The sequence below is a fragment of the Streptacidiphilus jeojiense genome, from assembly GCF_000719095.1.
GTDB lineage: Bacteria > Actinomycetota > Actinomycetes > Streptomycetales > Streptomycetaceae > Streptacidiphilus > Streptacidiphilus jeojiensis.
In genome coordinates this window covers 154,001-174,630 of sequence record NZ_JOEH01000016.1, presented here as the reverse complement: position 1 = coordinate 174,630, position 20,630 = coordinate 154,001, and the positions used below count along the sequence as shown (strand labels likewise).

22 protein-coding genes, 2 tRNA genes and 2 pseudogenes are annotated in these 20,630 nt (G+C 72.2%); 17 read left to right on the top strand and 9 right to left on the bottom strand.

Annotation, left to right across the window (positions count from 1 at the left end; translation table 11 throughout):
- Positions 1 to 70 precede the first annotated feature (70 nt).
- The 3 genes from IF29_RS0121760 to IF29_RS0121750 all read left to right on the top strand — a co-directional run bounded on the left by IF29_RS0121760 (position 71) and on the right by IF29_RS0121750 (position 2,012).
- Positions 71 to 511 (top strand): molybdenum cofactor biosynthesis protein MoaE, encoded by a 441-nt coding sequence (locus IF29_RS0121760; protein ID WP_232242328.1) that lies wholly within the window; start codon positions 71 to 73, stop codon positions 509 to 511.
- Positions 512 to 698: 187 nt separating this feature from the next.
- Complete coding sequence (locus IF29_RS46945; protein WP_198037524.1) at positions 699 to 866, top strand: hypothetical protein; 168 nt, start codon at positions 699 to 701, stop codon at positions 864 to 866.
- Between the two features lie 87 nt (positions 867 to 953).
- On the top strand, positions 954 to 2,012 hold the full coding sequence (locus IF29_RS0121750; RefSeq protein WP_030257542.1) for a YlbL family protein: 1,059 nt from the start codon (positions 954 to 956) through the stop codon (positions 2,010 to 2,012).
- Positions 2,013 to 2,039: 27 nt separating this feature from the next.
- On the opposite strand, the gene IF29_RS0121745 is transcribed toward IF29_RS0121750, so the two are convergent.
- Positions 2,040 to 2,591, bottom strand: coding sequence for a PPA1309 family protein (locus IF29_RS0121745; RefSeq protein ID WP_030257539.1), 552 nt, complete (start codon positions 2,589 to 2,591; stop codon positions 2,040 to 2,042).
- A gap of 174 nt (positions 2,592 to 2,765) precedes the next feature.
- On the opposite strand from IF29_RS0121745, the pseudogene IF29_RS49050 reads away from it, so the two are divergent.
- Positions 2,766 to 3,755: pseudogene (locus IF29_RS49050) on the top strand (UPF0182 family protein); the annotation flags it as partial.
- Between the two features lie 59 nt (positions 3,756 to 3,814).
- Here the strand turns inward: IF29_RS49050 and IF29_RS47815 are convergent.
- A complete protein-coding gene (locus IF29_RS47815; protein WP_030257535.1) occupies positions 3,815 to 4,015 on the bottom strand; it encodes a hypothetical protein in 201 nt (66 codons plus the stop codon).
- Here IF29_RS47815 and IF29_RS49045 point away from each other — a divergent pair.
- The 4 genes and pseudogenes from IF29_RS49045 to IF29_RS0121705 all read left to right on the top strand — a co-directional run.
- Positions 3,930 to 4,181, top strand: a pseudogene (locus IF29_RS49045) (UPF0182 family protein); the annotation flags it as partial. The gene IF29_RS47815 and the pseudogene IF29_RS49045 sit on opposite strands and share 86 nt — an antisense overlap.
- Positions 4,163 to 4,287: transfer RNA gene (locus IF29_RS46180), tRNA-Met, on the top strand. The pseudogene IF29_RS49045 and the gene IF29_RS46180, both read left to right, overlap by 19 nt.
- Before the next feature lie 137 nt (positions 4,288 to 4,424).
- A tRNA-Met gene (locus IF29_RS0121710) sits at positions 4,425 to 4,498 on the top strand.
- Between the two features lie 496 nt (positions 4,499 to 4,994).
- A complete protein-coding gene (locus IF29_RS0121705) occupies positions 4,995 to 6,935 on the top strand; it encodes a tetratricopeptide repeat protein (RefSeq protein ID WP_157623861.1) in 1,941 nt (646 codons plus the stop codon).
- A 103-nt stretch (positions 6,936 to 7,038) separates the two neighbouring features.
- On the opposite strand, the gene IF29_RS0121700 is transcribed toward IF29_RS0121705, so the two are convergent.
- The 3 genes from IF29_RS0121700 to hisN form a co-directional block, all read right to left on the bottom strand.
- A complete protein-coding gene (locus IF29_RS0121700; protein ID WP_030257528.1) occupies positions 7,039 to 7,449 on the bottom strand; it encodes a Fur family transcriptional regulator in 411 nt (136 codons plus the stop codon).
- Between the two features lie 66 nt (positions 7,450 to 7,515).
- Positions 7,516 to 8,193, bottom strand: a complete 678-nt coding sequence (locus IF29_RS0121695) for a DedA family protein (protein ID WP_063757556.1) — start codon at positions 8,191 to 8,193, stop codon at positions 7,516 to 7,518.
- Positions 8,194 to 8,280: 87 nt separating this feature from the next.
- Positions 8,281 to 9,072, bottom strand: a complete 792-nt coding sequence (gene hisN / locus IF29_RS0121690) for a histidinol-phosphatase (protein WP_030257522.1) — start codon at positions 9,070 to 9,072, stop codon at positions 8,281 to 8,283.
- A gap of 64 nt (positions 9,073 to 9,136) precedes the next feature.
- Between hisN and IF29_RS0121685 the strand changes: the two genes are divergently transcribed.
- A complete protein-coding gene (locus tag IF29_RS0121685) occupies positions 9,137 to 9,610 on the top strand; it encodes a MarR family winged helix-turn-helix transcriptional regulator (protein WP_030257519.1) in 474 nt (157 codons plus the stop codon).
- 157 nt (positions 9,611 to 9,767) lie between these two features.
- On the opposite strand, the gene IF29_RS0121680 is transcribed toward IF29_RS0121685, so the two are convergent.
- From IF29_RS0121680 to IF29_RS0121665, 4 genes are all read right to left on the bottom strand, one after another.
- Entirely contained in the window at positions 9,768 to 10,091 is a 324-nt protein-coding gene (locus IF29_RS0121680; RefSeq protein ID WP_030257517.1) for a DMT family transporter, read from the bottom strand.
- A 63-nt stretch (positions 10,092 to 10,154) separates the two neighbouring features.
- Positions 10,155 to 11,198: a ribosome small subunit-dependent GTPase A gene (rsgA, locus tag IF29_RS0121675; protein ID WP_030257514.1), complete on the bottom strand. Its 1,044-nt coding sequence runs from the start codon at positions 11,196 to 11,198 to the stop codon at positions 10,155 to 10,157.
- 9 nt (positions 11,199 to 11,207) lie between these two features.
- The gene (gene aroA, locus IF29_RS0121670; RefSeq protein ID WP_030257513.1) at positions 11,208 to 12,587 is read right to left on the bottom strand and encodes a 3-phosphoshikimate 1-carboxyvinyltransferase; all 1,380 of its coding nucleotides are present in this window, start codon (positions 12,585 to 12,587) and stop codon (positions 11,208 to 11,210) included.
- A gap of 23 nt (positions 12,588 to 12,610) precedes the next feature.
- On the bottom strand, positions 12,611 to 13,324 hold the full coding sequence (locus IF29_RS0121665; protein ID WP_030257511.1) for a M50 family metallopeptidase: 714 nt from the start codon (positions 13,322 to 13,324) through the stop codon (positions 12,611 to 12,613).
- 135 nt (positions 13,325 to 13,459) lie between these two features.
- Between IF29_RS0121665 and IF29_RS0121660 the strand changes: the two genes are divergently transcribed.
- The 8 genes from IF29_RS0121660 (at position 13,460) to IF29_RS0121620 (ending at position 20,622) form a co-directional block, all read left to right on the top strand.
- Positions 13,460 to 14,221 (top strand): SOS response-associated peptidase, encoded by a 762-nt coding sequence (locus IF29_RS0121660; RefSeq protein WP_030257508.1) that lies wholly within the window; start codon positions 13,460 to 13,462, stop codon positions 14,219 to 14,221.
- A gap of 117 nt (positions 14,222 to 14,338) precedes the next feature.
- On the top strand, positions 14,339 to 15,229 hold the full coding sequence (locus IF29_RS0121650) for a sigma-70 family RNA polymerase sigma factor (protein ID WP_084714731.1): 891 nt from the start codon (positions 14,339 to 14,341) through the stop codon (positions 15,227 to 15,229).
- Positions 15,226 to 15,555 carry a mycothiol system anti-sigma-R factor gene (gene rsrA / locus IF29_RS0121645; RefSeq protein ID WP_030257504.1) on the top strand — a complete coding sequence of 110 codons (330 nt, stop codon included), beginning with the start codon at positions 15,226 to 15,228 and terminating at the stop codon, positions 15,553 to 15,555. Before IF29_RS0121650 ends, rsrA begins: the two co-directional genes overlap by 4 nt.
- Positions 15,556 to 15,777: 222 nt before the next feature.
- The gene (locus IF29_RS0121640) at positions 15,778 to 17,226 is read left to right on the top strand and encodes an HD-GYP domain-containing protein (RefSeq protein WP_051725619.1); all 1,449 of its coding nucleotides are present in this window, start codon (positions 15,778 to 15,780) and stop codon (positions 17,224 to 17,226) included.
- Positions 17,227 to 17,312: 86 nt separating this feature from the next.
- Positions 17,313 to 17,999, top strand: a complete 687-nt coding sequence (locus IF29_RS0121635; RefSeq protein ID WP_198037531.1) for an HD-GYP domain-containing protein — start codon at positions 17,313 to 17,315, stop codon at positions 17,997 to 17,999.
- A 315-nt stretch (positions 18,000 to 18,314) separates the two neighbouring features.
- Positions 18,315 to 19,262: a tetratricopeptide repeat protein gene (locus IF29_RS0121630; protein WP_030257498.1), complete on the top strand. Its 948-nt coding sequence runs from the start codon at positions 18,315 to 18,317 to the stop codon at positions 19,260 to 19,262.
- 132 nt (positions 19,263 to 19,394) lie between these two features.
- Positions 19,395 to 19,967 (top strand): peptide deformylase, encoded by a 573-nt coding sequence (def, locus tag IF29_RS0121625; RefSeq protein WP_232242367.1) that lies wholly within the window; start codon positions 19,395 to 19,397, stop codon positions 19,965 to 19,967.
- A 34-nt stretch (positions 19,968 to 20,001) separates the two neighbouring features.
- Positions 20,002 to 20,622 (top strand): vitamin K epoxide reductase family protein, encoded by a 621-nt coding sequence (locus IF29_RS0121620; RefSeq protein WP_030257493.1) that lies wholly within the window; start codon positions 20,002 to 20,004, stop codon positions 20,620 to 20,622.
- Positions 20,623 to 20,630 lie beyond the last annotated feature (8 nt).

Here is a 20,630-nt window from a genome sequence, read left to right as displayed (position 1 = left end):
CGTGGAATGTAATATCCGCGATGCGGAATCGATGCGGGGGGTGTTGCCGCGATCGGTCATGATGGACGGTATGAAGGAAGCCGCTGCCGCCGACCCGATCCGCCTGCTCGCGCTGCGCGAGACCCCGCTCTCCCTGGACGAGGTGCACGCCGCCGTGGGGGACGCCTACGCCGGGGGTACGGCGCTGTTCGTCGGAACGGTGCGCGACCACGACGGCGGCAGGCCGGTCACGGCGCTGGAGTACAGCGCCCATCCCAGCGCCGAACAGGAGCTGCGCCGGGTCGCCGAGAAGGTCGTCGCCGACTTCCCGGTGGTCGCCCTGGCCGCGGTGCACCGGGTCGGCAGGCTGCAGGTGACGGATGCCGCGGTGATCGTCGCCGTGTCCTGCGCGCACCGCGGCGAGGCGTTCGAGGCCTGCCGCCGGCTGATCGACGACCTCAAGCACACCGTCCCGATCTGGAAGCACCAGCACTTCGCCGACGGCACCGAGGAGTGGGTCGCCTCCTGCTGACGTCGCCCGCCGTCCGGCCTGCGGGCCGCCGACCGGTGACGCGTCGTCACCCGAACGGTCCCCCTGCCGGACCGGTCGCGCCGCCGCCGGCCCGGGCGGCTGCTGGGACGTGACCCGAACGGCCCCGCGATCGTTGTCACGATGAGCGGATAGTCTGCTCTGACAGACGATGAGCTGGGAGTACGACATGGGCGCTCTCGCATGGTTGGTCATCCCCGTGGTGGCCGGGGTCCTCGCCACCCTCTGGGTGATCTGGTCCGGGAGGACCAGGACGACCGGTGACCACGACTCGCTGGCGGGGCATCAGCGCTTCCGCGAGGCCATGGAACGGGGCACCAACCCGCCCAAGTCCTAGGCGCGGTGCCCGGTTCCGGGTCCGGGCCGTACCCGGGAGCAGCAGTCCGCCGGGCGGGCCGGGGATCACGTCCCGTAGTGTCGTGCCATGCCACGCCGCTCCGCGACGATGCTCGCCTCCACGCTGCTGCTGATAGCGCTGTTCTGTGCCGCCGTGCTGATCAAGGTGCCCTACTCGGAGATGAGTCCGGGCCCGACGTACAACACGCTGGGCACCCAGAACGGCAAGCAGGTGATCACCATCAGCGGCCGCAAGACCTACCCGACCTCCGGGAACCTCAACATGACCACGGTCGAGGTGACCAGCGCGGACTACACGCTGAACCTGGTGGAGGCGGTCACCGGCTGGCTGCGGCACGACCAGGCGGTGATCCCGCACAGCAACCTGTACCCGGACAACCAGACCGAGAAGCAGGCCGAGGCGCAGAACGCCGAGGAGTTCTCGGCCTCCCAGGACAGCGCCAAGGCGGCGGCCCTCACCCAGCTGGGCATCCCGGTCGGCACCGAGGTGGTGGTGTCCGCGGTGGTCGAGGGCAGCCCCTCGGTGGGCAAGCTGCACGCCGGCGACGTCGTCGTCGCGGTGGACGGCACCAAGGTGACCGACCCGGACCAGGTGGCGACGCAGGTCACCAAGCACCAGCCGGGGCAGGACGTGGTCTTCACGGTCATCCCGCCCGGGAAGACCAGCAGCGACCTGCAGCAGGTCACCATCACCACGGCGAAGAACCCGGACACCGGCAAGGCGATGGTCGGCATCCAGCCGGGCACCGAGCACACCTTCCCGTTCGCCATCGACATCAACCTGGGTGACGTCGGCGGCCCCAGCGCGGGGCTGATGTTCTCGCTGGGCATCGTCGACAAGCTCCAGTCCACCGACCTGACCGGCGGGAAGTTCATCGCGGGGACCGGCACCATCGACGCCGACGGCACGGTCGGGCCGATCGGCGGCATCTCGATGAAGATCATCGCGGCGCGCAACGCGGGCGCCCAGTATTTCTTCACCCCGTCGTCCAACTGCTCCGAGGCCGCCGCCGACACTCCGTCAGGACTGCGGCTGATCAAGGTCGACAAGCTGTCGCAGGCGGTGCAGGACCTGGCCGACATCCGCTCCGGGGACCTGTCCGCGCTGCCCGCCTGCAGCAAGTAGCTCCGCGCGGGCGGGCAGCGCCCGGGGTCAGGCGAAGGTGGTGAGCAGCGCCTCGGCCAGTCCGGGGACCAGCGAGGGGCCGGTCAGCACCTCGCGCGGGGAGTCCTTCTGGCGCAGCCGCAGCGCCGTCTCCCTGGTGCCGTCCCGGAGCACCGCGACGGTCATCCGGACCTCCTGCCGCTCCGGGTGCTTGGCGACCCAGGCGGTCAGCTCCTTCTCCGAGACGCCCTCCGGCAGCTTGGCCTCGGCGGTCGGCGGCAGGATCAGCCGCTCCACCACCAGCGCGCAGCCGGCCACCGCGTCGGGCCAGGCGATGGTGCCCAGGAAGGTGTCCAGCGGGGTGCCCTTGGGCACCTCGTCCTGCTCGATCGGGGTGAACTGGTCCGTGGTGCCCGGCTCCAGTCCGAGCTGGCGGGCCAGCGCCGGCTCGTTCTTCAGCAGCGCGGCCGTGTCCACCAGGGCGAACAGCCGCGCGGGCTGGTCCCAGCCGAGACCGGAGGCGTACTCGTCGATCTCCAGGACGGCGCGGGTGATCGGGCGGGCGGCGGGAGGAAGGCTCTCCTCGAGGGTTTCCGACATGGCATCCATCCTCACACGCCGGAGGCTACGACCTCATCACGGACCGCCGCCGGTGGCCGCGGCCGGGAACCAGAAGCGGGGTCCCTTCAGTTGCCTTCTGGGGTGCTGCTCCCGCCGCGCCCGGTAGGACCCGTTGTCGTGAACTGTCGTGAGGTGCGTGCGTTGGTCTTCCAGATGCCCGACCACGGCGGCTGCAGGCCGCCGGGCGTCCTCCGTGGACGTACCGGCGTGCGTGCTGCTGCCCGGGTGCTGCTGGGAACCGTGTTCGTGCTGCTGCTGCTGTTCCTGCTCTCGCTGATCGCCTTCGACCTGTGGACCGGGCGGGTCTGGTACCGGTCGGTCGGCTTCTCCAGCGTCTACACGGTCCGGCTGCGGACCCAGGGCATGCTCTTCGTGACCTTCGGCCTGCTGATGGCCCTGGCCACGGCGCTGAACGCCTGGCTGGCGTACCGGCTGCGGCCGCCGCTGAGCGCCATGTCCTTCGAGCAGCGGCACCTGGAGCGCTACCGCACCTCGGTGGCCCGGCACCGGGCCCGGGCGCTGGTCGCCGTGGCCATGCTGCCCGGGCTGGCGGCGGGGACGGTGGCCGCCGCCGCCTGGAAGACCTGGCTGGCGGCCGCCAACAGCACCTCCTTCGGCAGCGCCGACCCGCAGTTCCACCGGGACCTCTCCTTCTACGTCTTCCGGCTGCCCTGGTACCGCTTCCTGGTCGACTTCGGCCTGGTCGCGCTGGCGGTCTCGGCGTTCACTGCGGCGCTGGTGCACTACCTGTACGGCGGGATCCGGATGCAGGGCCCGGGCCGGCTGCTGTCCTACCCCGCGCAGGGCCATCTGGGGGTGCTGCTCGGCCTGCTGGTGGGCCTGAAGGCGGTGGCGTACTGGCTGGACCGCTACTCGCTGGCGGTGAAGGCCGGGGCGGACCGGGCGGCCGGCGGCTGGAACGGCATCGGCTACACCGAGGCCAACGCGGTGCTGCCGGCCAAGGCGGTGATGTGCGGTATCGCGGTCATCTGCGCGGTGCTGTTCCTGGCGACCCCGCTGCGCCGGACCTGGGCGCTGCCGCTGGCCGCGCTGGCCCTGATGGCCTTCTCCTCGGTGCTGATCGGCTCGATCTGCCCGGCCCTGGTGCAGCAGTTCCAGGTCAAGCCGGACGAGCAGGCCAAGGAGGCGCCGTACGTGGCCCGGAACAGCGCCGCCACCGCGGCTGCGTACGGCATGAGCGGCTACGTCGCGGCGGCCGCGCCCAGGGCCGGGGCGCTGCAGGCGTCGCCGTCGGCCTCCGGGGCGTCCTCCGGGTCGTCCGACGGGTCCTCCACCGGGTCCTCCTCGGAGGCGGCGGTGCGGGTGGCCGCCGACGACGCACGGCAGCGGGTGCAGGCCGTCGCACCGTGGCTCCGTACCGGCGCCAGCCCGTACCAGGTCACCGTGGGCGGCCGGACCGAGTGGGTGGTGGACGGCTACACCACCAGCGACAGCTATCCCTTCGCCGCGCGGACCGGCACCGCGATGGGCGGTGGCGCGGTCGACTACATCCGCGACTCGGTCAAGGCCACCGTCGACGTCTCGACCGGGGCGGTGGCGCTGTACCAGTGGGACACCGTCGACCCGGTGCTGCGGACCTGGATGCGGGCCTTCCCGGGCACGGTCCGCTGGGCTCATAACCCAGAGGTCGCAGGTTCAAATCCTGTCCCCGCTACTCGCGAAGTCAGAAGGCCCGGCACCCAGGTGCCGGGCCTTCTGCCGTTGTCGGGGCTGCGGCCGGGGCCGGAGGCCGCAGCCGCGGAAGTGATTTGCGGTGCCGGTCGCCGGTGATCTAGGGTGAGGGCACAACGACGCGGGGTGGAGCAGCTCGGTAGCTCGCTGGGCTCATAACCCAGAGGTCGCAGGTTCAAATCCTGTCCCCGCTACTCCTTGTCAGGAGGCCCGGTGCATAGCGCACCGGGCCTCCTGCGCGTCCTGGCGGCATTTCTGACGGTGTGTCCTGCGTCTCACTCCTACGGGTGATCGGCGGGAACGAGGCGAAGCACTAGGGTGCCGAGGGGGTCGGTGCGGGGCGCTCGGGACCCGTAGGGCAATCTGGTTGTCGCTTCAATCGTCCGATCCGGTAGTGAATCTGACGGTCTGTCTACTACTGCCTCAAGTGGGGAGACTGGGGCCCGAGGGGCAGGTGACGCCGGTGAGACGGAGTCAGCACCGGGCCCTGGTAGCGACTGTGCGAGGTTGATGTGTCGCGATATCGACAAAGCGCTGAAGTAACCTCATCAGCTGGGGTATACCAGGTGTACGCGGGTTGCGGGTGGTGCGACGATGAACCCCATGGGGGACGGTGCGTGGCCGGAAAACGGCCGTCAGCTCCGATGCGTACCAGGGATGCCCAGGAATCCGGCTGACGCAGGAGTCGACATGTCGGTAGTCGCTGGAGGAGGAGCGGGCGTCGATCAGGACGACCCGCAGGTCGGACGGCTGCCCCTGCAACGCGTCCCCGACGAGGTGCCGAACGGTCCCGACGAGGGCATCCGGGGCGCCGCGGCGGAGGCCGAGCAGGAGGCCGCCGGACTGCGGCCGGAGCTGTCGCGCCCGGAGCCGTCACGTCCCGAGCGGTCGCCGTACGACGCGACCGGGACCGAGGCGGCCGCCGGGGACGACGGCGCGGACCGGCACAGCTTCGAGTCCGCCCTGGAGGCCCAGGAGGAGGCGGCGCTGGAGGCCCGCCTCCGGCTGGCCGCCGAGGAGGACCCCGGCGCCAGCAGCCTGCTCGGCGCGATGCTGCTGCGGCGCGGGGACCCGGACGACGCCGAGCCCTATCTGCGCCGCGCCGCCGCCTCCGGGATCAGGGCCGGGGCCAACAACCTCGGCGTGCTGCTGCACCAGCGCGGCCACCGCGAGGAGGCCGCGCAGTGGTGGCGCGCCGCCGCGGTCGCGGGCAGTGCGCCAGCGGCGCACGCCCTCGGCCTGCACCTGCGCGACCACGGCGACGAGCCGGGATCCGAGTACTGGCTGCACCAGGCCGCCGAGCAGGGCCACACCGGTGGCGCCTACGCCCTGGCGGACCTGCTGGAGCACCGCAGGGAGACGGTCCGCGCCGAGCGTTGGTTCCGTGCCGCGGCGGAGACCGGGCACCGAGAGGCGGCCTACCGCCTGGGCCGGCTCAAGGAGACGTCCAAGGAGGGCGAGGGCGCCGAGCAGTGGTACCGCCAGGCGGCGGCGCGCGGCCACGCCCGGGCCGCGCTGCGGCTGGGCGTCCAGCTGGAGCGGCGCGGCGAGCGCGAGGAGGCCGCGCGCTGGTACCGGCAGTCGGCGCAGGGCGGGGAGCCGCGGGCCGCCTGCGCCCTGGGCTTCCTGCTGCGCGACGGCGGGGACGAGGTCGCCGCGGCCGACTGGTGGCGCGAGGCCGCCGAGGCCGGAGACGGCAACGCCGCCAACGCGCTGGGCGCGCTGCACGCCTCCTGGGGCGAGACCGACATGGCCGAGCAGTGGTACCGCGTGGCGCTGGAGGCCGGCGACCACAACGGCGCCTTCAACCTCGGGCTGCTCTGCGCCGCGGAGGGCCGGGAGGCCCAGGCCGAGCAGTGGTACCGGCGCGCCGCGTACGCCGGGCACCGGGAGGCCAGCAACGCGCTGGCGGTGATGCTGCTGCAGCGCGGGGACACCCCCGGCGCCGAGCCGTGGTTCTCCAAGGCGGCCGAGGCCGGGAGCGTGGACGCCGCCTTCAACCTGGGCATCCTGCACGCCGGCCGCGGCGAGCAGCACGACGCCCAGGAGTGGTACGCCCGCGCCGCCGGACAGGGGCACGCCGAGGCGGCGCTGCAGCTGGCCGTCGCCAAGGAGCGGCGCGGAGACGTTTCTGCGGCCGCCACCCGGTACCGGCAGGCGGCCGAGCGGGGGTCCGCCGAGGCGGCCTTCCGGCTGGCGGTGCTGCTGGAGCGGGCCGCGGAGGAGCGGTTCGACGAGGAGGTCGACCGCTGGTACGCGGTGGCGGCGGAGGCCGGGCACGGGCGGGCGCAGGTCCGGGTCGGCGTGCGGGCCGCGGAGCGGGGGGACACCGTGGCGGCCGAGCAGTGGTACCGCAGGGCGGCGGAGGGGGGGAGCCGCAGTGCGGCGTTCAACCTGGGGCTGCTGCTGGCACGGGAGGGGAGCGAGTCCGAGGCGATGCTCTGGTACACCCGGGCGGCCGACGCCGGGCATGGGCGGGCTGCGCTGCGGCTGGGACTGGTGGCGGCGCGGCGGGGGGAGCTGGCGCAGGCGCACCGGTGGTGCGAGCGGGCGGCGGAGTACGGGCCCGGGGGTGTCACCGAGCGGGCGGTGCGGTTGATCGAGGCGTTGCGGGCTGATCTGACGGCGTAGGGGGAGGAACCTGGGCGGGGTGGGGGTTGGGTCTGCGCAACCGGGCAGGTTGGTGTGTGGTTGGCCGCGCAGTTCCCCGCGCCCCTGACGGGGCGCGCCGCGATCAGGTGCAGTCGGGGCAGAGGCCTCGGTAGGTCACTTCCACGGTGGAGATGGTGAAGCCGAAACGTTCCGCTGGGGGGAGGGCGGCGATCGGGTCCTCGGTGGGGTGGACGTCGCGGATCGAGCCGCAGGACGAGCAGACCAGGTGCTGGTGGGCGTGGTGCGCGTTGGGGTCGTAGCGCTTGGCCCGGCCGTCGGTGCTGACCTCCAGCACCTCGCCCAGGGTCACCAGCTCGCCGAGGGTGTTGTAGACCGTCGCCCTGCTGATCTCCGGCAGCAGGGCGACCGCGCGGGCGTGGATCTCGTCGGCGGTGAAGTGGACGTGGTCCCCGTCGAGTACCTGGGCCACGACTCGCCGCTGCGCGGTGAGCCGCCAGCCTCGATCCCGGAGTCGTTCCAGCAGGTCACTCATACCCGGAAGGATAACAGGGGGTCGGAGCAGGTTTGAAGTTAGTGGACGTACTGAATTGGACCCGGTCTAATTGGTCTGCTGCGCCGTGTCGAGCACGGCCTCCTGGGCCTCCGGAGCCTCCTCGAACCGGGCCGAGGCGCGCTTCTCGGCGCGGTGCTTGAGGTAGAGCAGCCCGCCGATGACGACCACGATGACGCCGACGAAGATCCAGCTGGCCACGCTGGCGTAGTGCTCCACCTGGTGCCAGCCGGCGCCGGCGAAGTAGCCGAGCAGGACGAAGCCGGTGGCCCAGAACGCGCCGCCGAGCACGTTCCACAGCGCGAAGGTGCGGTACCGCATGTCGGAGACCCCGCACAGGCCCGGGACCAGGGCGCGCAGCGCCGCGGCGAAGCGGCCGGCGAAGACCGCCCGGCCGCCCAGCCGCGCGATCATGTCCTTGCTCTGGCTCACATGGGCCGGCTTGATCAGCCGGTGCGGGATCCGGCCCAGCAGGCTGTCCCCCCAGCGCTTGCCGACCGCGTAGCCGATGCTGTCGCCGATGATCGCCCCGGCGATGGCGACCGCGATCACCGCCCACAGCTCGTTCCTGCCGTTGTAGGCGGTGACCCCGCCGATCACCACGGCGGTCTCGCCGGGGATCACGAAGCCGAGGAAGACCGAGGACTCCAGGGCCGGCAGCAGGAAAACGGCCAGCAGCACCAGGGTGCCGTTGAGCGCCAGCAGATGGTCGCTGATCCAGGACACCGGTGAGCCTCCAGGCGGGGGAAGGTAAAGAGCAGTCCAAACCGTACCTGGGCAACGTCACCTGAAGGGCGGATGGTTCCGCCGGGGTCAGCCCAGTCGCTGCAGCAACTCGCCGTGCAGCAGGCCGTTGGAGGCCGCGGCGTTGCCGCTGTGGACGCCGGGCACGCCGTCGAGGCCGGTGAAGCGGCCGCCGGCCTCCTCGACGATGACGCAGGTCGCGGCCATGTCCCAGAGGCTGAGCTCGGGCTCGGCGCAGATGTCCACGGAGCCCTCGGCCACCATCATGTAGGGCCAGAAGTCCCCGTAGGCGCGGGTGCGCCAGACGGTGCGGGAGAGCTCCAGGAAGGCGTCGATCCGGCCGCGCTCCTCCCAGCCGGTGAGCGAGGAGTACGCGAAGGAGGCGTCCTCCAGGCCGGACACGTCGGAGACCTGGATCCGCGACGCCTTGGTCAGGCTGCGCCCGGTGAAGGCGCCGGTGCCCTTGGCGGCCCACCAGCGGCGGTTCAGGGCGGGTGCGGAGACCATCCCGACGACCGGGCGCTCACCGCCCTCGCCGAGCTCCATCAGCGCGATCAGGGTGGCCCAGACCGGGACGCCCCTGATGTAGTTCTTGGTCCCGTCGATGGGGTCGATCACCCAGCGTCGCGGACCGTGGCCGGTGCTGCCGAACTCCTCGCCCATCACCCCGTCCCGCGGGCGGGCCCGCTTGAGGTCGTTGCGCAGCAGGTCCTCGACGGCCTTGTCGGCGTCGCTGACGGGGGTCAGGTCCGGCTTGGTGTCGATCTTCAGATCGAGCGCCTTGAACCGCTCCAGCGTCACCGAGTCGGCGTGGTCGGCGAGGACATGGGCGAGGCGGAGATCGTCGTGGTAGTCGGCCATGCCCTGCACAGTAACGATCAGGAGGGGGCAGGGCCAGCAGCGTCGGCACCTCTACTCTGGCCGTATGGCAGCTGAATCAGCGGTGGACGACCGGGAACTGGTCACCTGGTGGGGTCTTGTGGTCGAGGCCTATGCGCGGACGACTCCGCTGCTGCAGGTCGGGCCGGTGGCCGGGGTGGACATCCCCGGACCCTGGTTCGAGGTGCTGCTGCGGCTGCTGCGGACGCCGGGGCGGCAGTTGCCGATGACCCAGCTGGCCCATGACGTGGCACTGAGCAGCGGGGGGTTCACCAAGCTGGCCGACCGGATGGTGCGGGCCGGTCTGATCGAGCGCCAGGTGTCGGTGGAGGACCGCCGGGTGGTGTTCGCGGTGCTGACCGAGCAGGGGGTCGCGGTTGGGGAGGAGGCGCAGCGGCTGCACGTGGTGGCGCTGCGGCAGCACTTTCTCGCTCCGCTGGGGGTGCGGCGGGCGGGGGAGTTGGCTTCGTTGATGCGGGTGTTGCGGGATGCGAGTGAGGCGCAGCGGGGGGCTGTGTGATTCTCGGGTGCGGGTCGGGGGTGGTTGGCCGCGCAGTTCCCCGCGCCCCTGGGGGCTGCAACTTGCCCACGGTCGTTCAGTTGCAGCCCCCAGGGGCGCGGGGAACTGCGCGATCAACCAGGCACACGCCGCAGTCGAAGAACCTACGGAAACCGGGTCAGTGGGTGGATCCGCTGAGTTGTAGTCCTACGACGCCGATCAGGACGAAGCTGATGGAGAGGATCTTCATCACCGAGACCACGTCGCCCAGCCAGACCATGCCGTAGATCGCTGTACCGGCCGCGCCGATCCCGGTCCAGACCGCGTAGGCGGGGCCGATGTCGAGGGTCTTCAGGCCCAGGGACAGCAGGCCGAAGCTGCCGATGCCGAAGAGCGCGAAGCCGACCACCGGCCAGAACTTGGTGAAGTTCTCGCTGAGCTTGAGGCACACGGCGAAGCCGGTCTCCAGGAAGCCGGCGACGACCACCATCAGCCAGGCCACGGTTCCTCCCAAGGTCGCTCGGTGATCACCATCGTCGGTCAGAGTGGGCGCTGCTGCGAGTCGTCAGTCACCTTCGCGGGTCTCCCGGGTGGAGAGCAGCCGGCGCAGGGAGTAGAGCCGGGCCGGGTCGGCGTGGCCCTCGGCGACCCAGGCGTCCAGCGCGCAGTCGGGTTCGTCGTGGCTGCAGGCCCTGGGGCAGCCCTCGGTGCCGGGCACCAGGTCGGGGAAGGCCAGGATGACCCGGCCCGGCTCGATGTGGGAGAGGCCGAAGGAGCGGAAACCGGGGGTGTCGATGACCCAGCCGGGCGGGTCCCCCTTCTTGGCGCCGGGGGCCGGCGGCAGCCGCAGCGCCAGCGCCGAGGTGGTGGTGTGCCGTCCGCGCCCGGTGACCGCGTTGACATGGCCGGTCGACCGCTGGTGCTCCGGCACCAGGGCGTTCACCAGAGTGGTCTTGCCGACCCCGGAGTGGCCGATGAACACGGTGGACAGCCCGCGCAGGTGCTCGCGGACCCGTTCGGCGCCCTCGCCGGCCAGGTCGTCCCTGCGGGTGACCACGTGGTCGACGCCCAGCGGGGCGTAGATGTCCAGCAGCGGCTCGGGGGCCGCCAGGTCGGACTTGGTGAGCACCAGCAGCGGCCGCAGCCCCGCGTCGTAGGCGGCGACCAGGCAGCGGTCGATCAGCCGGGCCCGGGGCTCCGGGTCGGCCAGGGCGATGACGATGGCGAGCTGGTCGGCGTTGGCGACCACGATCCGCTCGTAGGGGTCGTCGTCGTCCGCCGTGCGGCGCAGCACCGAGGCGCGCTCCTCGACCCGGACGATCCTGGCCAGCACGCCCGGTTCACCGGACAGGTCGCCGACCAGGCCGACCCGGTCCCCGACGACGACGCCCTTGCGGCCCAGCTCCCGGGCCTTCATCGCGGAGATCTCCCGCTCGCGCTTGGTGTCGGCCTCGACCAGGCAGGTGAACCGGCCGCGGTCGACGGTGAGCACCATGCCCTCGGCGGCGTCCTCGTGGGTGGGCCTGGTCCGGGTCCGCGGACGGGAGCCCTTGCGGGAGGGGCGGGCGCGGATGTCGTCCTCGTCGGCGTCCTTGCCGTAGCGGCGCATGGCGGCGGCTCAGCCCTTCGCCGACATCGGGGCGCTGTCCAGCATGGCGCTCCAGAGCCCCGGGAAGTCCGGCAGGGTCTTGGCGGTGGTGGCGACGTTCTCCACCTGGATCCCGGGGACGGCGAGGCCGATCACCGCAGCGGCGGTGGCCAGCCGGTGGTCCTCGTAGGTGTGGAACACGCCGCCGTGCAGCGGCCGGGGCTTGATCACCAGGCCGTCCTCGGTCTCGGTGACGTCGCCGCCCAGGGCGTTGATCTCGTCGGCGAGGGCCTTGAGCCGGTCGGTCTCGTGCATCCGCAGATGGGCGATGCCGCTGAGCCTGGACGGGGAGTCGGCCAGCGCGGCGACCGCGGCGATCACCGGGGTGAGCTCGCCGACGTCGTGCAGGTCGGCGTCGAGGCCGTGGACGCGTCCGGTGCCGGTGAAGCGCAGGCCGTCCGGAGTGAGTTCGCAGGTGCCGCCCATCCGGGTGAACAGCCCGCGCAGCTGGTCCCCGGGCTGGCTGGTGCGCTCCGGCCAGTCGCGGACGGTGACCGTGCCGCCGGTGACCAGCGCGGCGGCCAGGAACGGGGCGGCGTTGGAGAGGTCCGGCTCGACCACCACGTCCCGGCCCAGCAGCGCCCCGGGGGTGACCCGCCAGACGTCCGGCTCGCCGCCGTCCTCGGGGGCGTCCACCTGGGCGCCGGCGGCGCGGAGCATCTCCACGGTCATCCGGATGTGCGGCAGCGAGGGAACGGGGTCGCCGGAGTGCCTGACCTCCACGCCCTGCTGGAAGCGCGGTCCGGACAGCAGCAGCGCGCTGACGAACTGGGAGGAGGACGAGGCGTCCACGGTGACCGTTCCGCCGACCAGGCCGCCGGTGCCGTAGACGGTGAGCGGGAGCGCTCCCCGGCCCTCGTCCTCGATCCGTGCGCCCAGTGCGCGCAGCGCGCCGATCACACCGCCGAGCGGGCGTTCGTACGAACGGGGGTCGCCGTCGAACTGCACCTCGCCGTCGACCAGGGCCGCGACCGGCGGCAGGAAGCGCATGACCGTGCCGGCGTTGCCCACGTCCACCCTGGCCGTGCCGCCGAGCGGTCCGGCCAGGCTGTACTTGCCCGGGAAGGCGCCCTGACTGGGGAAGACGTGCCAGGCGTCACCGCCGCCGGACACGCCGCTGCTGCTGTTGAGCGTGTCTTCGATGCCCACGCCCAGGGCTCGCAGCCCCTCGGCCATCAGCAGGCTGTCCCGGCTGCGCAGCGGGCGGCGGACATAGCCGGGCTGGTCGGCCAGGGCCGCCAGGATCAGGGCGCGGTTGGTCGCCGACTTGGATCCGGGAACGGTGACGACCGCGTCGACGGGGTCGGTCGCGGTCGGTGCGGGCCACAGGGGTTCCAGAGTGCCGGTCATGGGTCCCGAGCCTATCGGCTCGCTCAGCGGGTGAGCAGCCAGCGGGCTCCGGCGGCCAGGCAGGCCAGGCCGATGAGGAAGAACAGGGTCACCCAGAGGAGTGCCGGGGTACGGGTCAGCCGGCCCAACTGGTCCGCGTCCGAGTCGGGTGCCCCGCCGTGCCGGCGCTTGCGCTGCAGTTCGACCACCGGCCGGACGCCGGAGAGCAGCAGGAACCAGACGCTGAGATAGGCGAAGGCGCCCTGGACCTGCTCGCTGCCGAACCAGGAGACGGCGAAGCAGATGCCGCCGGTGATCACGACGGTCAGCGCCCCGTAGGCGTTCCTGATCATGACCAGGACCGCGATCAGCAGCACCACCACGGCCCACAGCAGGGCGGTGATGTGGCCGCCGGAGATCAGCCAGGCGCCGCCCAGGCCCAGCAGCGGCGGTGCGGAGTAGCCGGCGGCGGCGGTGAGCACCATGCCGGGGCCGTGCGGCTTGCCGGAGGACACGGTGAGTCCCGAGGTGTCCGAGTGCAGCCGGATGCCGTGCAGCTTGCGCCGGGTCAGCACGGCGGCCAGGCCGTGGCCGCCCTCGTGCGCGATGGTCACGACATTGCGGGTGTAGTGCCAGCTGAAGCGTGGCCAGACGGCCAGCAGGGCTATGGCCGCCGTCGCCCAGACGATGGGCCCCGACGGGGCGGCCTGGACACCGGTGACCTGGTCCCAGACCTGGCTGATGCTCTGCGGATGCATGGAGTGGAGTGCCTTCGGTGGGCCGTCGACGGACAGGATTCGGAGCGAGAGGTGGAAGCCTCGCACGGAGGGACGCGGAACGGGTAGTCACCGGTTCGGACCACGGCTGTCAGAGACCGGTGGCATGGTTGGGGCATGTGTGGTCGCTATGCGTCGAGTCGTAAGCCGGAGGACCTGGCCGGCCTCTTCGACGTGGCCTCCTGGGACCCGACCGAGGCCCTGGCGCAGAACTGGAACATCGGGCCGACGGACCCGGTGTACGCGGTGCTGGAGCGGGCGCCCAGGGGGGAGAAGGGGGAAGCGGGGACGGTACGGCAGCTGCGGGCGCTGCGCTGGGGCCTGGTGCCCTCCTGGGCGAAGTCGCCCGGGTCGGCCGCGAAGATGATCAACGCCCGGGCCGAGACCGCCCACGAGAAGCCCGCCTACCGCCGCTCCCTGACCGCCCGCCGCTGCCTGCTCCCCGCCGACGGCTACTACGAGTGGTTCACGCCCGAGGTAGCTCCAGGCACCCCGAAGTCCCGGGTGCGGAAGCAGCCGTTCTTCATCACCCCCGCCGACGGCTCGGTGATGGCGATGGCCGGCCTCTACGAGTTCTGGCGGAACCGCGACATCCCCTCCGAGGACCCGGCCGCCTGGCTCTGCACCTGCACGGTCGTCACCACCGCCGCCGAGCCCGCGCTGGCCGGCATCCACGACCGGATGCCGCTGGTGCTGCCCCGGGAGCGCTGGGACGACTGGCTGGACCCGGGCCTCACCGACCCGGAGGAGGCCCGCGCCCTGCTGGCGCCCCCGCCGCCGGGGCTGATGGAGACCCGCCCGGTGGGGGCCGCGGTCGGCAACATCCGCAACAACGGTCCGGAACTGACCCGTGAGCTGGAGCCCGACGGACTCTTCTGACCTTTTCTGACGCGTGTGCACTTTTTTTGATGCATGTGCACAGACCCGGGAATGCGCACAGGCCTCTCCCGGTTCACACCATTGTCGGCATCAAAGCGTCAGTGGAAGGCAGTGCTCATGGTTTCAGCCGCATGCCCCGCCCGGTCCGAGGGCGTGGCGAGCTCCGTTCTGTCCTGGCCGCAGTGGCCGGTGGCGGGCGACAAGAGCGCGGGCCCGATAGTCTCCCTTGCGAGCGGGTCCACTCTTGTGGACCGTCCGTTTGTCGCTGAGGAGGTGGGTCCGGTCACCGGGACCGAGGACGAGACGGGGGCCGTGGTCGACCCGAAGCCGGACGACGACTTCGACGGCGACACCTTCAGGGCTGCCGCCGAGGAGACCGAGTCCGAGCGTTCGGCGCGCTTCGAGCGGGACGCCCTGGGCTACCTGGACCAGCTGTACTCCGCCGCGCTGCGGATGACCCGAAACCCGGCCGACGCCGAGGACCTGCTGCAGGAGACGTTCGCCAAGGCGTTCGCCTCCTTCCACCAGTTCCGTGAGGGCACCAACCTCAAGGCGTGGCTGTACCGCATCCTGACCAACACCTTCATCAACTCCTACCGGAAGAAGCAGCGCGAGCCGCAGCGGACCGGCGCGGAGGAGATCGAGGACTGGCAGCTGGCGCGCGCCGAGTCGCACATGTCGACCGGTCTACGCTCCGCCGAGACGGTGGCGCTGGACCACCTCCCGGACAGCGACGTGAAGGACGCGCTGCAGTCGATTCCGGAGGAGTTCCGGATCGCCGTGTATCTCGCGGACGTCGAGGGCTTCGCCTACAAGGAGATTGCCGACATCATGGGGACACCCATCGGTACGGTGATGTCCCGTCTCCACCGCGGTCGCCGCCAGTTGCGCGACCTGCTGGAGGACTACGCCCGCGACCGTGGGCTGGTCCCGGCCGGCAGCGGTGCCGGGACCGGTACTCCCATTCTCCGGGGCGTGCAGGACCAGGCGAAAGGCTCGGGCTCATGAGCTGCGGCAACCACCACGACACCGCGTGCGGTGAGGTGCTCGACCATCTGTACGAGTACCTCGACAACGAGATGGGCGAGGGGGACTGCGCCAAGCTGAAGCAGCACTTCGACGAGTGCTCGCCGTGCCTCGCGCAGTACGGCCTGGAACAGGCCATCAAGGCGCTGGTCAAGCGCTCCTGCTGCGACACCGCCCCGTCCGACCTGCGCGGCAAGGTGCTCGCGCGGATCGAGCAGATCCGCGCCGGGGTCCCGGTCCAGGGCGACCTGGTCGGGGACGACCCGGTGGGCGCCGGCGCGGCACCGGCGGAGGCCGAGAGTCGCTGACGCTGCGTCACAAAAAGGTAGGCATGAATTCGTGGCCCCGGGGCTTGATCCCCCGGGGCCACGGGTATTGACGGGGCGAATCACAGATGCGTCACCTGATCGTGTGAGTCTGCCTCCGCCGAACGCGGCAGTACCGTTGAAGGCCGGTTATGACGGGTTCGGGGACATATCCTCCGTGACGGGTACCGGACGAGCGCGGAGGCCGAGATCTCTACCGCAGCAGTGGAGCAGCGCCGCCGCGCGCTTCCGACCGTCGCCCGGGCGTACGTCGCCCTGGTGCTGGCGGCGGCGCTCGGCTGCGTGCTGCCCGCGCTGCCGCAGGTGCGGACGGCCGAGGCCTGGTCCCGGGTCGCCGTGCTCGCGCTGCTCTTCCTGGGCTGCGACATCACCGCCCGCAACGCCGGCGAGGGTGAGGAGGGGGTCGCCCCCGCGGCGCACTTCCCGGTGCTGCTCGCGGGCGTGGTGCTGCTGCCGCCCGCCGCTGCCGCGCTGGTCGCGCTCCCCGGGACGCTGCTCGCGCCCGCCGCGCCGCCGCGGGCGGTCCGCAGGTGCTGGAACGCGGCCCAACTGGGTCTGTCCGCCTTCGTCGCCTCCTGCGTGTTCCGGGCGCTGGACGGCCACCGGCTGCTGATGGGGGTCCGGCTGCCGGCCCTGCTGCTGCCCGCCGGGGTGGCCGCGCTGGCCTTCTGCCTGGTCAACGGGGCGCTGATGGCGGGCATCCTGGCGGCGGCGGAGCCCGGGGGACGGCGCCGGCACTGGTACCGGAGCCTGCTGCACTCCCCGCTCCCGGCCTTCGGCCACGGCCTGGTCGGACTGATGATGGCGGTGCTCTGGGAGGGTCCCTACGGCGCCTTCGCCGGGGTGCTGGCGCTGCTGCCGCTGGGCGTCTCCAGCTGGATGGCGGCGCAGTCGCAGCGGGAGCGGGCGGCGCACCAGGCGACCGTGCGCGCGCTGGTGCAGGCGGTCGAGATCAAGGACGGCTACACCCGGGGCCACAGCGAACGGGTGGGCCACGCCGCCGTCCTGATGGCGGGTGAGCTGGGGATGGGCACCGAGCGGGTGGCCTCGCTGCGGGTCGCCGGCACCCTGCACGACGTCGGCAAGCTGGGGGTGCCGACCCGGCTGCTGCGCAAGAGCGGGCCGCTGACCGACGAGGAGTACCGGCAGGTGGTGCTCCACCCCGAGTACGGCCACGAACTGGTCCGCGGGATCGGCTTCCTGGGCGAGGCCCGCGCCGGGATCCTGCACCACCACGAGCGGATGGACGGACGCGGCTACCCGCACGGACTGGCCGGGGCGGAGATCCCCGAGTTCGCCCGGGTGATCGCGGTCGCCGACGCCTTCGACTCGATGACCTCCACCCGCTCCTACCGGCGCGGCCGGCCGGTCGCCGAGGCGCTGGCCGAGCTGGAGCGGTGCGCGGGCAGCCAGTTCGACCCGGCGATGGTGACCGCGCTGGTCCGGGCGCTGGAACGGACCCGCTGGCAGCCGACGCTGCTGGGGCACGACGGCGACGAGCAGGCCCCGGAGGTGCCGCTGGGCGCCCGCGAGCCGCTGCCTCGGGTGCCCGCACCCGCCGCGGGGGCGGCGTTCTCAGGGGTGCGGGGCGCGGGGCGCGCGGGCGGCGGTGCGGGCGGGCGCACGCCGCCGGCGCCGTGGTGGCGGCGGTGACCGGGCGGGGGCCCGGGTCAGCGGAACCGGAAGGCCCGGCGGGCGGGGCAGGGCCCGTGCTGGGGGCCTCCCGGGGGGTTGCCGTGGTGCGGGTGGTGCATGCGGTGGTGGCGGTGGTCTGCGTCGGTCTGGCGGTGCGTGAGGCGGGCTGGTGGGCGCTGCCGCTGTTCTCGCTGCCGCTGCTGCTCAGCCAGCTGTCCTTCCGCCGCTACCGGGCGATCCGGGCCACCCGCGGGCAGACCGTGGCCTCGCTGGCCCGCTCCACCGAGGTGGCCGGATACACCCTCCCCGGGCACGCCCGCCGGGTCGCCGACCTGGCCTCCGGGATCGGGCGCGAACTCGGTCTCGGGGCAAAGGAACTGGAACTCCTGGAATGCGCCGCGCTGATGCACGACATCGGCCAGCTCTCGCTGGTCGACCCGGTCCCCGGCGGGGCCACCGCGCTGCTTCCGCTGCCGGAGCAGCGCCGGATCGGCAGGCTGGGCAGCGAGGTGATCCGGCAGACCGGCGTACCGCCGGAGGTCGCCGAGATCGTGGCGGCGATCCCGGAGCCGTACCGCCGCGAGGACGGCAGCCGGGACCCCGGACTGCCGCGTGCCGCCGCCATCATCCGGGTCGCCAACGCCTTCGACGACCTCGGCTGTGACGGAGGGGGCAGGGAGCAGCACGAGGAGGTGGTGGAGCAGCTGCGACGGAACACCGCCCGTGAGTACGAACCGCACGCGGTGGAGGCATTGGCACGGGTGTGCCTGCGCGAACCGGCCGATCCATAGCACCTCCGGGGGTGAATCCGCAGGTGCGGAGTGGAGCGGGCCCCAGTCGTGGTTGGATGCAGCAGAAGGGCGGGCAGCGGGCGTGTGGTGCGCCGTCCAGTGGGCATGGAGTCGATGACGGACGTCGGGCCGCAAGGGCGGACGGCTGCGCATGGCGTCGGGGCGCGGGGGGACGTAGCGTGCATCCGGGGGCAGCAGCATCGGGCCCCACCGTTCACAGCGCCATCGTCCCTTGCGCCGTCGCAGGGGAGGAGCACCGCACCGAAGGAACCCAGCCCGGACCGCCGGGTGGAATCGGACAAGTGGCAGGCCGAGGTGAAGATCTTCAATCGGGCACGGCAGAGGCCGTCCGCCAGCTGGCGGCAGACGACCGACCGGGCCTTCACGCTCATGGGCAACGGACGCTTCGAGGACGCGGGCGCCCTGCTGGTCCGGGCCGCCGATCTCGAGCCCTGGCTCTCCGACTCCTGGTTCAACCTGGCGCTGCTGCACAAGTTCCGCAGGGACTGGGAGCAGGCGCGCGCCGCCGGCCTGCGCGCCGTGGCCCTGCTGGACCGCAACCCCGGTGCCCCCGACTGGTGGAACCTGGGCATCGCGGCCACCGCGCTGCAGGACTGGGCGCTGGCCCGGCGCTGCTGGCAGGCCTACGGACTGCGGCTGGCGCCCGGCGAGGGGCCGGTCAGCCTGGACTACGGCACCACCCCGGTGCGGCTCTCCCCGGAGGGCGAGTCCGAGGTGGTCTGGGGCCGCCGGCTGGACCCGGCCCGGGTCGAGGTGCTCTCCATCCCGCTGCCCTCCTCCGGACGGCGCTGGGGCGAGGTGGTGCTGCACGACGGCAGCCCGCACGGCGAACGGGTGGCCGGCGGCGTCCCGTACCCGGTGTTCGACGAGATCGAGCTGTGGGCGCCGTCCCCGGTACCGACGTACGTGGTGCTGCTGCAGGCCGAGACCGAGGCCGACCGGGACGCCCTGGAGCGGCTGGTCTCCGAGGCCGGCTACGCGGCCGAGGACTGGACCTCGTCGGTGCGGCTGCTCTGCCGGGACTGCTCGGAGAGCCGGATGCCTGCCGACGACGGCCACAGCGAGCACCACGACCCGCACGACGACGGGCACCTCAGCCACCGCAGCGCGGGGGCACTGTGGATCCCGGAGCGGGAGTGCGGGGTGGCCGCGCCCAGCGGGGTGGTCCGCACCCTGCTGGACCGCTGGGTGGCCGGGAACCGGTCCGGGCGGGCCTACCGCGATCTTGAAGAGGTCTGCTGAGGCCCGCAGCCCGTACCCTGGTGGCTGACCCCGGTACGGACTGAAGGCGAGCGCATGTCGGAGCAGCAGGTCGAGGCGGTACGGAGCGACCAGGAACAGGGCGAGGAGCAGGTCGAGGAGCAGCGGGCCCCGATGACGGTGATCGGCGAGGAGCCGGACACCAGCCGGGGTTCGGTGCGCCCGATCACCGTCGTCGGCAACCCGGTGCTGCACCGCCCGTGCGAGACGGTCAGCGAGTTCGGCGCGGAGCTGTCCGCGCTGATCGACGACATGTTCGTGACCATGTACGGGGCCGACGGCGTCGGCCTGGCGGCCAATCAGATCGGGGTGGCCCAGCGGGTGTTCGTCTACGACTGCCCCGACGACGACGGCGTGCGCCACGTCGGCGTGGTGGTCAACCCGGTGCTGGACGAGCTCGACCCGGCGCGCCGCACCCTGGACGAGTCCGCCGAGGGCTGCCTCTCCGTCCCCGGCGCCTACGCGGACCTGGCCCGCCCCGACTACGCGGTGGTGCGCGGCCAGGACAAGGACGGCCAGGACGTCGTCGTGGAGGGCACCGGCTTCTTCGCCCGCTGCCTCCAGCACGAGACCGACCACCTGAACGGCTACCTCTACATCGACCGGCTGTCCAAGCGCGACCGCAAGGACGCGCTGCGGCAGATGGCGGAGCTCACGCCCCGCTACGAGGTCCAGCCCAATGACTGAGCGGCGGAAGCGCCGGTAGGTGATGCTGGGAGGCATGAACGACGACGCCGACCAGGACGGGACGGGCATCGGTGCGGGCCGGGCGATGACCTGGTTCCTGGTGGTCACCGGGGTGCTGGGCTTCATCGCCTCCTTCACGCTGACCTACGAGCGCTTCAAGCTGCTCACCGACCCCGGCTACAAGCCGAGCTGCAGCATCAACCCCATCATCAGCTGCGGCAATGTGATGACCACCTCGCAGGCGGCGGTCTTCGGCTTCCCCAACCCGCTGATGGGCATCGCCGGCTTCGCGGTGGTGCTGGCCGTCGGCGCGGGCCTGCTGGCCGGCGCCCGCTACCGGACGTGGTTCTGGGCCGGGCTGCAGCTGGGGGTCACCCTGGGCCTGGTGCTGATCTGCTGGCTGATCACCCAGTCGCTCTACAGCATCGGGGCGCTCTGCCCCTACTGCATGGTGGTCTGGGTGATCATCTTCCCGATGTTCTGGTACGTCACCCTGCACAACCTGAAGCACCGCGTCCTGCCCTTCCCCGAGCGCTGGCGGGAGGGGCTGGACGCGGTGCTGACGCTGCACTGGTTCGGGCCGCTGCTGTGGTACCTGGTGGTCGGCGGGATGGTGCTGATCAGGTTCTGGTCGTACTGGAAGACGCTGCTCTAGAACATGCC

Coding starts and splice junctions, on each gene's coding strand:
- rsgA (WP_030257514.1), bottom strand. CDS start 11,198: ATGCGCCGCTACGGCAAGGACGCCGACGAGGACGACATCCGCGCCCGC.
- IF29_RS0121665 (WP_030257511.1), bottom strand. CDS start 13,324: ATGCATCCGCAGAGCATCAGCCAGGTCTGGGACCAGGTCACCGGTGTC.
- IF29_RS0121650 (WP_084714731.1), top strand. CDS start 14,339: ATGGTTTCAGCCGCATGCCCCGCCCGGTCCGAGGGCGTGGCGAGCTCC.
- aroA (WP_030257513.1), bottom strand. CDS start 12,587: ATGACCGGCACTCTGGAACCCCTGTGGCCCGCACCGACCGCGACCGAC.
- IF29_RS0121745 (WP_030257539.1), bottom strand. CDS start 2,591: ATGTCGGAAACCCTCGAGGAGAGCCTTCCTCCCGCCGCCCGCCCGATC.
- IF29_RS46945 (WP_198037524.1), top strand. CDS start 699: ATGGGCGCTCTCGCATGGTTGGTCATCCCCGTGGTGGCCGGGGTCCTC.
- def (WP_232242367.1), top strand. CDS start 19,395: ATGACGGTGATCGGCGAGGAGCCGGACACCAGCCGGGGTTCGGTGCGC.
- IF29_RS0121705 (WP_157623861.1), top strand. CDS start 4,995: ATGTCGGTAGTCGCTGGAGGAGGAGCGGGCGTCGATCAGGACGACCCG.
- IF29_RS0121620 (WP_030257493.1), top strand. CDS start 20,002: ATGAACGACGACGCCGACCAGGACGGGACGGGCATCGGTGCGGGCCGG.
- IF29_RS0121750 (WP_030257542.1), top strand. CDS start 954: ATGCCACGCCGCTCCGCGACGATGCTCGCCTCCACGCTGCTGCTGATA.
- IF29_RS0121660 (WP_030257508.1), top strand. CDS start 13,460: ATGTGTGGTCGCTATGCGTCGAGTCGTAAGCCGGAGGACCTGGCCGGC.
- rsrA (WP_030257504.1), top strand. CDS start 15,226: ATGAGCTGCGGCAACCACCACGACACCGCGTGCGGTGAGGTGCTCGAC.
- IF29_RS0121700 (WP_030257528.1), bottom strand. CDS start 7,449: ATGAGTGACCTGCTGGAACGACTCCGGGATCGAGGCTGGCGGCTCACC.
- hisN (WP_030257522.1), bottom strand. CDS start 9,072: ATGGCCGACTACCACGACGATCTCCGCCTCGCCCATGTCCTCGCCGAC.
- IF29_RS0121685 (WP_030257519.1), top strand. CDS start 9,137: ATGGCAGCTGAATCAGCGGTGGACGACCGGGAACTGGTCACCTGGTGG.
- IF29_RS0121760 (WP_232242328.1), top strand. CDS start 71: ATGAAGGAAGCCGCTGCCGCCGACCCGATCCGCCTGCTCGCGCTGCGC.